Raw genomic sequence first — 11,177 nt, forward strand, 5'->3', positions numbered from 1 at the left:
GTATTCGGCCCCGGAGGAAGAACTCCTCCGGGGCCGACCAAGCCACTCTCCCTCCCCCTATCCCAGGATCACCAGCTTGCTCAACGCGTCCGCCACGCGGTCGATCGCGGTGCAGACGACCTCCGGCTGGTAGGCCGTGAAGCAGAGGCGGAAGTATCCGGGGGCGGGGCTGTGCATCGTCTCTCCCGGGAGGAGGGTGACTTCTGCCGCTGGGCCTGCCAGGTAGTTGAAGAGCCACAGCTCGTCGTCGTTCACGTCGGTGTCCAGGGTGAACGGCAGCGGCGTCACAGCGGCGGCGCCCTCGGGCGGGCGCTTGCCCAGGTACGCCGTCAGGTCGAGCCAGAAGAACTGGGCCGGGTTGTCGCCCTCCGTCTGGACGAACTCGATGTCCCGGGCGACCAGCCGGTCCCGGACCTTCTCGAAGCTCTCGCTCAACAACTCCCGGTACCGCCGCATCGCGAAGTCGGTGTACAACTCCGCGCCGCCCCCGTTCACCGTCGTGTCCAGGATCGCACGGAGCACGAAGTGCTTCAGCGAGTCGACCGGGGTGAACCACGACATCGGGTGCTTCTTCTCCTCGATGCCCTTCGTCCCCAGCATCGCCCGCTGCACCGGACCGGACTTCGACACCAGGAACCCCGTCCGGAACCCCGAGAGCCCGAAGTCCTTCGCGAACCCCCACACCACGTGGATCCGCTCCGGCGCCTGGTCGTACGCGTCGAGCGCCAACGCGCTCGTGAACGGGACCCGCGCACCGTCGACCTGCGAATGCGCGTAGATCTCATCGGAGATGATGTGCATGTCGGTCTCGCCCAGCGCCCACGCGTAGATCTCGTCCAGCAAGGGCTGACCGTAGTTGACGCCCAGCGGGTTGTGCGGATTGGTCAGTGCCAGCAGCCGGGGGAACTCACCGAACAGCCGGTTGTACTTGAAGTACGCCTGCTTGATCGCGTCCAGCGTGAGCTTGAACCGGTCCGGCCCCTCGGTGGGCAGCGGCACCGGGACGCACCTCAGCTTCGGCCGCTGCTCGAACGACCAGTTGAACCCCTGCCAGTACGGCGCCGGCAGCAGTACCGCGTCCCCCTCCTTCAACGGCGGCGGGCCGGCCTCCCCCGGCAGTAACGGCCCCTGGAGCGCGAACGCGAGACACTCCAGCGCCGAGCCGACGCCGCCCGTGCCGAACAGGTCGCCCGGCGCGACCGGGGCCTCGAAGGCCTTGGTCAGCAGCACCGCGACCTTCTCGCGCAGCTTCAGGTCGCCGTACGGGCTGACGTAGTGGATGTACTTCTCCGGCAGCAGACGGGTGTCGTCGAACACCATCTTCTGCATCGAGTCCTCGTAGACGAGGACGTTCTCCGCGACGGACAGGTCGATCAGGTTGTCCGAAGCGAGGTCACGACGGTAGATCGCGAGGGCCTGCTCGAAGTCGGGAATCCGGGCGAGCAGTTCGGCGGGCTCGATCGGGCCGGTCGAAACGGTCATGGCGGTGTGGCTCACTTCCAGGATTGCGAACGGTTCGCATGCGGGCTCCAGCGCACCACGCCCCCGCAGCCACCGCCAGCCATTCAGGCCCATCCGGCGGCGCACTCGCAGCTCACTCGGCCCGCCGCGCCCTCCCCCACACCCACGCGCCCCCGCTCACCACCAGCGCCGTGCCCAGCGCGTACGCCGGGAGCCACCGGGTCGTCGTCGCCGCCAGGCAATCCGCGACCGCCACCCGGCTCTGCTGCTCCTGCGCGAACGCCAGCGCCGCCGGGTCCTGTCCGGCCAGGTCCCCCAGCGCGGCCCGCGCGTGCAGGCTCTCGTACCGACCCGCCTGCACACACCCCTCCCTCGTCGCCTCCATCGGGAACAGCCAGTCCCACCGCTGCAACGCCGGCGCCAGCGCGAGCGCCACGCACAGGCCCACCACCGACGAGTACGCCGCCAGGTTCCACCCGTAACCGGCAGCCGTCCGCACCGGAACCCGCCCGAAGGCCAGCACGACCGTGAGCAGCGTCAGCCCCAGGTACGTCGAGAACCACTCCCACGAGCCCTCCGCCAGCGAGAACGCCAGGACCACACCGAGCGCGGTGCCGAGAACACCGGCATCGGCGCCCCCGACCGCAGCACCACCACGCACACCCACACGCCCTCCCGACCACCCGCCCGCTCCGGAGGCACCAGCCTCCCGCCCTCCCCCTCCCCCACCCGCCGACACCACACCTCAGGACCCACACCCCCACCCGAACGGGTCAGACCGCCGCCGTCGGCGCCGCGCGGTCAGCGAGCGACATTCCCCTGAGGAAGTGGCACGGGTGGTACACAGATGGAACCTGATCGATCATTTCACCGAATCCGAGGTGTACGCCCATGCCCGTCCAGTTCGACCCGCGCGACGAAGCCGCGGCAGCACTTCTGAACGACCTCCACCTCTGGCGCCTCCGTGCAATCGAGAGGGTCGAACTGTCGCGTGCTTTCTGGTCCGAGCGGGATCGCGAGATCCACGTCCAACCACTCTACGAAAAGCTGTCGGCCGAGTCCAAGAACGGCACCGACCTGCTTTCTTGCATCCTCGCCCTGAAGAACACGAGAAACGGTACTGTCGACCTGGTGCTTCCGATCACCGAGCTTCCGAAGCTTCCACTGCTCGACCTCACAATCAATGTAGATGGAACCCACGTACACCGGGCCAGCAGGGACGAGGGCGCAAGGATCCAGGCGATCTCGCTCATCCGACTCATCAAGGACGCCGGAATCGAGTTCCCGGACAACCTTCCCCTGGCAAGGTTCGTCGACCTCCTGACATTCGTCTTCTATGCCCCCACTCATATTTACGAGAAGACCTTCCAGGGATACAAAACATCTCATTATTTCACGTCGGGCACCTCACTTCTGAATACACAATTCACCTACCTGCGCAACGATTTCGGAAATACTCACGACGACAAGAAGTGCCTACTGCCCGACTGGGAAGAACAGTACACTTCCTGGCAGCAGTCCGCCCGCCGGATCCGGGCGATCGCCGGGGAATACGTCCGTTCGGATCCGTTCAGCAGCACGCAGCACCCCATCATCTCGCTGCCCTACCTCCTACAGGAACTGAAGCACCGTCGGGAGGCCTCCGGCTCTGGCTGGACGCCGAAGGCGCCGGAGGTCACAGCCCTGCTCACGTATCTCGCCGACCTTCTGGAGAGTCTTCACGAAGAACCAAGCGACAAGAATGACCAGATCCTCCGCAACTATTTCGCATACGGGTACCGCTGGGTAGCCTTCGCCCGGTGCCGAATTCCACTGGATAAATCCTTCATCATCTCGGTACGGGAGAGAAGGGCGATCTACTTCACCCCTGACTGGCAGAAGCGCAGGCTCTCCCCGAAGGAGCAGATCCAGAAGACTGCCTGGCAGATGGTGGCCTTCTCGGATGCAGAGACCAACCACGTGAACATTCATGTTTCGGATACAGCCGTCCGGCTCGGGAAACCGACAGTCCACAACGAACTCGGCCAGTCCCTCACGCCCCGGCGAGCCGATAGGCGGAAGTGGCTCGCCGAAGGAGGACCGGGGCGGATCGACGACGAGCGAAATACCTTCGAGTTCTATTTCAGACAGGACTCGCAAAGGGGCCGCCCTCCGCGCATCTACATCCGATGCCCGCTCCGGCTCACCAGGGTCCACTCCTGGACCCTCTATCTGACCATGGGGATCACTCTCTTCGGCATCATGCTGCTGGTCAACCGGGGCTGGTCCGAGATCCACTCGGTTCTCCAGCCGACATCGGGCCAGCAAGTGCCCGAGGTGGACAACAATCTCACCGCGAAGGACGCCACCCTGATCCTTGTCCCGGTCGCGTTCGCCGCGTCGTTCCTGCTGACCCGGGACACTTCGACGCTCAGCGCGTGGATCCGCCGCATTCGACAGTCGATCCTTTTGATCGAGCTGTTCGCGCTTCTGGCCATCGCCTTTGTGCTGATCCTTGTCCACCACATCAGAATCGGCTGAGCTCCTCGGCCGGGCCGACCGGATGTCAGGCGGTAGCCGACCGGCGCGCCGGCGGGCATCCGGGCGTTGATCGAGGAGATGTTCACGATCGCGCCCCGGCGTTCCAGGATGCTCGGCAGGGCCGCCTCGGTGGTCCACATCGCGCTGAACAGGTTGAGGTCGAAGATCTCCCGCCCCTGCTCGTCGTCGGTGCACGGCGGCCGCGCGGCCTCCTCCAGCTCGGGAGTGACGGTGCGGGCGGCGCCCACCACCCGGACGCCCTCCGCGGCCAGGGCCCGGGCGATCGCGAGGCCGATACCGCGACTCGCTCCGGTGACCAGCGCGGTCTTTCCACTGATGCCGAGGTCCGTGATCTCCCCGTTCTTGGATGACGGGTGGTTCCGGGCGGCCCCGCCAGGACGTTCAGGAGCCGGACGGGCCGGGCGCCAGTTCCCACACCGTCGTGGTCTTCAGCGCGGCGTCCTCCAGGTCCGCGATCACCGGGACCTCGTACGCCGCCAGGGGCCTGAAGCGCTCGCGCGGGAGGTAGGCGCGGCCCGGGTCGCCGACGATCACCACCGCGCCGCGCGCCCGGGCGCGTTGCAGGAACGGCAGGAAGCGGGCGGCCATGGTCCGCTCGTAGAAGACGTCCCCGGCGAGCACGACCTCCGCCGGGGCGCCGTCACCGTCCAGCAGGTCCTCCACGGCCGCGGTCACCTCGACGCCGTTGGCCGCCGCGTTGACCTCGATGGCGGCGACGGCGTACGCGTCGATCTCGGCGGCCCGTACGGAACGGGCGCCGCGCAGGGCCGCCGCGATGCCGACCAGCCCGGAGCCCGCCGCGAGGTCCAGCACCGTCCGCCCGGCGACCAGCTCCGGGTGGTCCAGCACGTACCGGGCGACCCCGACGCCGCCCGCCCAGGCGAAGGCCCAGAACGGTGGCGGCATCCCCTCCTCGCCGCGCGCGGACTCGGTGGTCTCCCACAGCTCGATGGCGTCCTCGGCCATGTGCAGGCGCACCTCGGGCACAAACGGCACCGGCCCGATCCGGGTCTGCGCCCGAACGAACTCCTGATCCGACAAGATGGCCGCCCCCGAACCCACCGGGCGTGTCTCGCTCAGCATGGGCAGCAGCATAGGGCCCCTGAGCGGCAGCTCGGTCCACGCGATCGTGCCCACACGGTCGCCGGTGGCCTCGTCCTTGACGCCCCTTCAGCCCGGCGGCCGGCACGGCACCGGCCGCCGGGTCTGGCCCGGGGTGGGCCCGGGGTGGACCCGGGGCGGGGGCCGGTCAGCCGGCGGGCGGCGCGGCGATCCGGAACCGGTTGATCGCGTCGAGGTGCCGGGCGCGCAGCTCGTGGTCGCGGACGCCCAGGCCCTCCTCGGGGGCGAGGCACAGGACGCCGACCTTGCCCTGGTGGAGGTTGCGGTGGACGTCGTAGGCGGCCTGCCCGGTCTCGTCCAGGGTGTAGGTCCTGGAGAGCGTCGGGTGGATCTTTCCCTTGGCCACCAGGCGGTTGGCCTCCCAGGCCTCGCGGTAGTTGGCGAAGTGCGAGCCGACGATCCGCTTGAGCGACATCCACAGGTACCGGTTGTCGTACTGGTGCACGAACCCGGAGGTGGAGGCGCAGGTGACGATGGTGCCGCCCTTGCGGGTGACGAAGACGCTCGCGCCGAAGGTCTCCCGGCCGGGGTGCTCGAAGACGATGTCGACGTCCTCGCCGCCGGTCAGCTCGCGGATCCGCCCGCCGAGCCGCTTCCACTCGCGCGGGTCCTGGGTCTGCTCGTCCTTCCAGAACCGGTAGCCCTCGGCGGAGCGGTCGATGATCGCCTCGGCGCCCATCGCCCGGCAGATGTCGGCCTTCTGCGGGCTGGAGACCACACAGACGGGATTGGCCCCGCCGGCCAGCGCGAGCTGGGTGGCGTAGGAGCCGAGGCCGCCGCTGGCGCCCCAGATCAGCACGTTGTCGCCCTGCTTCATGCCCGCGCCGTTGCGCGAGACCAGCTGGCGGTAGGCGGTGGAGTTGACCAGGCCGGAGGCGGCGGCCTCCTCCCAGCTCAGGTGCCCGGGCTTGGGCATCAGCTGGTTGGACTTCACCAGGGCCAGCTGGGCGAGGCCGCCGAAGTTGGTCTCGAAGCCCCAGATCCGCTGCGCGGGGTCGAGCATGGTGTCGCCGTGGCCGTCGGCGGACTCCAGCTCGACGGACAGGCAGTGCGCGACGACCTCGTCGCCGGGGTGCCAGGCGTTGACGCCGGGACCGGTGCGCAGGACGACGCCGGCGAGGTCGGAGCCGATGACGTGGTACGGCAGGTCGTGGCGCTTGCCCAGGGGGGAGTGTCTTCCGTAGCGCTCCAGGAAGCCGAAGGTGGGCAGCGGCTCGAAGATCGAGCTCCAGACGGAGTTGTAGTTCACGGAGCTGGCCATGACCGCGACCAGGGCCTCGCCGGGGCCGAGTTCGGGCACGGGCACCTGCTCGACGTGGAGGGACTTGCGCGGGTCCTTGTCCCGGCTCTCCAGACCGGCGAACATCTCGGCTTCCTGCTTGCGGACCGTCACGGCCCGGTACGACTCGGGAAGCGGCAGGGCGGCGAAGTCCTGCCGAGTGGCTTCGCCGGACACGACGGCGCTCAGGATGGATTCCACGTCAATCACCTCAGGGCGGCTGGCTACTGCGACAGATGGGAGGCGGCGGGGACGGCTCGGCCCGCGCTGGACGAGTCGCCGAACGAATCGCCGGGGGGGCGCACTGGCGGCCATCGTAGGAGGCCAGGACCCCCTACCAGGCCGTCCCACCTCCCCTAACTCGTACCGTCGGACGAGGGAGTCGGCGGGAGGCGCGCACGGCTTTGACGGGGCCGCGGATCGACGGACCGCGGACCGGCGGGGGCACTCCGGCCCGGACCTCCACCGGTCAGATCGCCGCCGAGGTCGCCGAAGTCACCGAGGTCGCCGACGTGGTCACCGGTGCGCTCGCCGGCCCCGGCAGGATCCGGCGGGGGACGGTGCGCGGGTGACCGGGGCGGCTCCACTCGCGCGGGTAGCCCACCGAGACCTCCTCGAACCGCACACCGTCGTACCAGGTGGTGCGGGGGATGTGGAGGTGCCCGTACACCACGGCGGCGGCCCGGAAGCGCACGTGCCAGTCCGCCGTGCGCTCGGTGCCGCACCACTGGGCGAACTCCTGGTGGGTCAGGACCTCGGTGGGCCGGCGGACCAGGGGGTGGTGGTTCATCAGCACCGTGGGCAGCTCCGGATCGCAGGCCGAGAGGCGGCGCTCGGACTCCACGAGCCTGGCCCGGCACCACGCCTCCCGGCTCGGGTAGGGATCCGGGTGCAGCAGGAACTCGTCACTGCAGACGATTCCGGCCGCCTCCGCCTGCGCCAGCGACTGCTCCTTGGTGGCGGCGGTGGGCGTGCGGAAGGAGTAGTCGTACAGCACGAACAGCGGCGCGACGGTGACCGGGCCGCCCGGGCCCTCCCAGACCGCGTACGGGTCCTCGGGCGTGAGGACGTCGAGACGTCGACACATCTCGACCAGCCGGCGGTAGCGCCGCTCGCCGCGCTCCTGGACCGGGTCGTTCCGCATGGTCCACAACTCGTGGTTCCCGGGCGCCCAGATCACCTTGGCGAACCGCGACCGCAAAACGCCCAGCGCCCACTCGACGTCGGCGAAGATCTCGCCCACGTCGCCGGCCACCAGCAACCAGTCCAGGTCGGATTCCGGACACAACTTTTCAACAATCGCCCGGTTTTCCGGATAGCCAACGTGCAGATCGCTGATACCCAGCAGTCGGCCGCCGTTCATCGGCCGGTGCGGCGAACGGTACGGGGGCGGCAGTTGTCCCGGCGGCTGCCTCGCAAAACTGGCTGAAAACATGTCACGACAGTGGTTTATCCCGGCCGAGGTGATCATGTACACCCCTAACCCCAGCCCCCGGCCCCCCTACCTCCCGCGAAGCCTCCGCGCCACCGCGCACGAGGCGACTCACCGTCAGGTCCTGACGCCCGGTTCCCGTGTACGAAGAAAGCCATCGAGGTCATCCTATTGATCGCCACCCCTATCGCTCGGGTAGCATCCCCCCAACTGTCCCCAGCCATACGGGAACCGGCTGGCGGCGATCTGACCATCGATCGGAGTGTCGAGGATGCTGACCGGCAGAGGCGAGCAACTCACCAAGCTGGCGGAGGAATTCTCCCGCTGCCTCTCCCGCAATGCAGGTGTCGTCGTTCTCCAAGGGCCAGCTGGATTTGGCAAGACAGCAATCTTAACGGAATTCGCACGACAGTTGGCGCACTGTCGGGCCGCGGTTCTCCGTATCATCGGGAATCCCGGCGAGCGCGAGGTTCCACTGGCGGCCCTGCGCCAGCTGCTCCACGACCCCGCACTGCCGGCCCCGGCGCACGCGCCGCTGCGGGCGGCCCTGGGCGTGCGGACGCCCGCCGGCGCCACCCCCGCCGCCCCCGACACCGTCGCGGCGGCCGAAACGCCGTCCGGCCAGCAGGGCTTCTGCCTGGCCCTGCACAACCTCGCGTCCCACGTGCCCGTGGTGGTCCTGGTGGACGACGTCCAGCACGTCGACGCGCCGACGCTGCGTCACCTGCTGGCCGCCACGCGCTCCGCGCGCGCCAATCCGGTCCTGCTCGTCCTGACCGAGGCCGTCCACGAGCGGTGCGCCGACCCGGCCCTGCGCACCCTGTTCCTCCAGCACCCCAACCTGCTCCGGCTCATCCTGCCCCCGCTCCGGCCGGACGACGTGGCCCAGGTGCTCGCCGAGACGTTCGGGGCGGCCGAGGCGGACCGGCGTGCCCCGTCCTGGCACGCCGTCAGCGGAGGCAACCCGCTGCTCCTGCGGGCCCTGCTGGAGGACCATCACACCGCCGCCGCCCAGGGGCGCTTCCCCACCCCGGGCCAGCCCCAGGTCGGCGAGGCCTTCATCGCCGCGGTGCGCAGCATCCTGAGGCGCTCCGACCGGATCGCCGAGGACCTGGCGAAGGGGCTGTCGGTGCTCGGCCGCGCGGCGTCGCCCGACCTGCTGAGCCTCATGCTGGACGTCAGCCGCGGCACCGTGACCCGCGGCCTCCAGGCGCTGAACGCGGTCGGGCTGATGGACGGCTGCGCGCTGCGCCACCCGCTGGTGCAGACGACGCTGCTCGACGAGATGGCGCCGCAGGCACGCGCCGCCCTGCACCAGCGTGCGGCCGACGTGCTGCACCGCGCCGGCGCCAGCAACCTGAAGGTCGCCGAACACCTGCTGGCCGCCGGGGCCTCCACCCCGTCCCAGCCGTGGGCCGTCGACGTGCTGCGCTACGCGGCCGAGCAGGTGCTCGCCGGCGACGTGCCCCTGGCGGTGCGGTACCTGGAACTCGCCTGCGCCGCCTGCGCCGGCCCGGCGCAGCGCACCGAGATCCGGCTCAGGCTCGCGGCCGTCCTGCTGCGCCTGGACCCCTCGGCGGTCGAGACGCACCTCGTGGAGCCGCTGACCCTGCTGGCCGGCGACCGGCTTCCCGAGTCCTGCGCGGGCCCGCTGGCCCGGCTGCTGCTCGCGCTGGGCCGGGTCGAGGAGGCGCGGCGGACGCTGGACCGCTTCGGCGGCGCGGACCAGGACGGTCCCGGCACGGTGCACGCGCCCGGGATGCTCGGCGCCGCGCTGATCGGCTCGACGCTGACGACGCCTGCGTACAGCTCCGCCGCGCCGGCCGTGACGCTGCCCGACCCCACCCCGGCGCACCCGGTCCGCAACGAGCCGGTCGCCCTCGTGGCCGAGGGCTCGCTGCAACTCCTGGCGCTCACCGAGGCGACGTTCGAGCCCGCCGTGACGGCCCTGTCCGCCCTGGCCCGGGGCAGCCGCGGCTCCGCCGAGATCGAGACCTGGTGGCAGCTGCTGACAGCCGAGGCCCAGGGCTGGCAGACGCCGGGCTGGCGGACGATACTCGCGATGATCCGCAGCGAGATCTCCCTGTGGCAGGGCGATCTGCACAAGGCGGTGGAGCACGCCTCCGACTCCCTGGAGGGGATCTCGGAGGAGGTCGGCAACGTCTTCGCCGCGGGGGCGATCGCCACCCAGATCCTCGCCTACACCGCCATGGGGCGGCTGAACGCGGCGGGCCGCCAGCTCAGCCGTCCGGTCCGCGACAGCGTGTTCCGGAGCACCTACGGGCTGAAGTACCTGCGGGCCCGGGGGCACTACTACCTGGCGACGGGCCGGGCGCACGCCGCGCTCGGCGAGTTCCTGATGGCGGAGCGGCTCGCCAAGCAGTGGAACATCGACCAGCCCGTGCTGCTGCCCTGGAACCTGGACGCCGCGGAGGCATGGCTGCGCATCGGCGAGCGGGAGCCGGCCGAGCGTCTGATCAGGAGTCAGCTCAAGGAGATCGGCAGCTCCCGCATCCGGGGCACCGCGCTGCGGCTGCACGCCGGTCTCAGCGAGCCCGCGCTGCGCCCCCGGACGCTGACCCTGGCGGTGGCGGAGCTGGAGAGGTCCGGCGACCGGCTCGAACTGGCCCGCGCCCTGGCCGACCTCGGCCGGGCGCACCGGGCCCAGGGCGAGTTCAGCAGGGCCGGTGCGATCACGGACCGGGCCTGGCAGTTGGCGAAGGAGTGCGGGGCCGACGCCCTGTGCGAGGCCATCCGGCCGGGCCGGCTGAAGGCGCACGAGCGCTCCCGGGTGGACGACAGCGAGGCCAGCCCGCTCGCCAAGCTCAGCGATTCGGAGCTGCGGGTCGCCGCCCTCGCGGCGCAGGGGTCGACGAACCGCGAGATCGCGGCCGAGCTGTACATCACCGTGAGCACCGTCGAGCAGCACCTCACCCGCGTCTACCGGAAGCTCAACATCCGCGGGCGGCGACAGCTCATGGTCGACTTCCCCGCGGACCGGGTCCCCATGGCCTCCGGGTTCGCTTGACGGAGTCGACCGGACACGGAGCGTGACGGTCGGTGCACGGCGCCGTCCGGCCGACCCCTGTCATGCTCCGTGCGACCCCTACAACGCTCCTCCGGGCACTCCCCCACCGTCCGCGTTGCTAATTTGCATGCGTCAGCTCCGGCCATTCGGGCCATGGCCATTCGGTGGTACACGGAGAATTACGGGCGGCGGGGAGCCCGGGCAACACTCCCGCAATGATGCGCATACGGTAGGGGTCGCATTCGGGAACCTAGGGGCTGCCCGGCCCCTCCCGCGCGCGATAGCCTCCCATCAGCTCCAACTGCCCGATCTCA

Annotated in this window: 7 protein-coding genes and 1 pseudogene; 2 read left to right on the top strand and 6 right to left on the bottom strand. The window is 70.0% G+C overall.

Annotation, left to right across the window (positions count from 1 at the left end):
- Positions 1-57: 57 nt before the first annotated feature.
- Positions 58-1,482 carry a pyridoxal phosphate-dependent aminotransferase gene (locus ACFCLZ_RS04810; protein ID WP_380283406.1) on the bottom strand — a complete coding sequence of 475 codons (1,425 nt, stop codon included), beginning with the start codon at positions 1,480-1,482 and terminating at the stop codon, positions 58-60.
- A 112-nt stretch (positions 1,483-1,594) separates the two neighbouring features.
- The gene (locus ACFCLZ_RS04815) at positions 1,595-2,128 is read right to left on the bottom strand and encodes a hypothetical protein (RefSeq protein WP_380283407.1); all 534 of its coding nucleotides are present in this window, start codon (positions 2,126-2,128) and stop codon (positions 1,595-1,597) included.
- A gap of 224 nt (positions 2,129-2,352) precedes the next feature.
- On the opposite strand from ACFCLZ_RS04815, the gene ACFCLZ_RS04820 reads away from it, so the two are divergent.
- Positions 2,353-3,981 (top strand): hypothetical protein, encoded by a 1,629-nt coding sequence (locus ACFCLZ_RS04820; protein WP_380283408.1) that lies wholly within the window; start codon positions 2,353-2,355, stop codon positions 3,979-3,981.
- Positions 3,982-4,013: 32 nt separating this feature from the next.
- Here ACFCLZ_RS04820 and ACFCLZ_RS04825 read toward each other — a convergent pair.
- The 4 genes and pseudogenes from ACFCLZ_RS04825 to ACFCLZ_RS04840 form a co-directional block, all read right to left on the bottom strand.
- Positions 4,014-4,334: pseudogene (locus ACFCLZ_RS04825) on the bottom strand (SDR family NAD(P)-dependent oxidoreductase); the annotation flags it as partial.
- Positions 4,335-4,383: 49 nt separating this feature from the next.
- Positions 4,384-4,968 carry a class I SAM-dependent methyltransferase gene (locus tag ACFCLZ_RS04830; RefSeq protein WP_380283409.1) on the bottom strand — a complete coding sequence of 195 codons (585 nt, stop codon included), beginning with the start codon at positions 4,966-4,968 and terminating at the stop codon, positions 4,384-4,386.
- Positions 4,969-5,251: 283 nt separating this feature from the next.
- Positions 5,252-6,604 (bottom strand): crotonyl-CoA carboxylase/reductase, encoded by a 1,353-nt coding sequence (gene ccrA / locus ACFCLZ_RS04835; RefSeq protein ID WP_380283410.1) that lies wholly within the window; start codon positions 6,602-6,604, stop codon positions 5,252-5,254.
- A 268-nt stretch (positions 6,605-6,872) separates the two neighbouring features.
- Positions 6,873-7,766 (bottom strand): metallophosphoesterase family protein, encoded by an 894-nt coding sequence (locus tag ACFCLZ_RS04840; RefSeq protein WP_380283412.1) that lies wholly within the window; start codon positions 7,764-7,766, stop codon positions 6,873-6,875.
- 340 nt (positions 7,767-8,106) lie between these two features.
- Here ACFCLZ_RS04840 and ACFCLZ_RS04845 point away from each other — a divergent pair, with 340 nt between their 5' ends.
- Positions 8,107-10,863, top strand: a complete 2,757-nt coding sequence (locus ACFCLZ_RS04845) for an AAA family ATPase (RefSeq protein ID WP_380283413.1) — start codon at positions 8,107-8,109, stop codon at positions 10,861-10,863.
- Positions 10,864-11,177: the final 314 nt, after the last annotated feature.

Source organism: Kitasatospora purpeofusca (assembly GCF_042691725.1).
In the GTDB taxonomy this organism is placed as follows: domain Bacteria; phylum Actinomycetota; class Actinomycetes; order Streptomycetales; family Streptomycetaceae; genus Kitasatospora; species Kitasatospora purpeofusca_B.

What these genes read in the sequence shown, in the direction of transcription:
- ACFCLZ_RS04810 (WP_380283406.1), bottom strand. Translation starts at nt 1,482, where the DNA reads ATGACCGTTTCGACCGGCCCGATCGAGCCCGCCGAACTGCTCGCCCGG.
- ACFCLZ_RS04830 (WP_380283409.1), bottom strand. Translation starts at nt 4,968, where the DNA reads ATGGCCGAGGACGCCATCGAGCTGTGGGAGACCACCGAGTCCGCGCGC.
- ACFCLZ_RS04840 (WP_380283412.1), bottom strand. Translation starts at nt 7,766, where the DNA reads ATGAACGGCGGCCGACTGCTGGGTATCAGCGATCTGCACGTTGGCTAT.
- ACFCLZ_RS04820 (WP_380283408.1), top strand. Translation starts at nt 2,353, where the DNA reads ATGCCCGTCCAGTTCGACCCGCGCGACGAAGCCGCGGCAGCACTTCTG.
- ACFCLZ_RS04845 (WP_380283413.1), top strand. Translation starts at nt 8,107, where the DNA reads ATGCTGACCGGCAGAGGCGAGCAACTCACCAAGCTGGCGGAGGAATTC.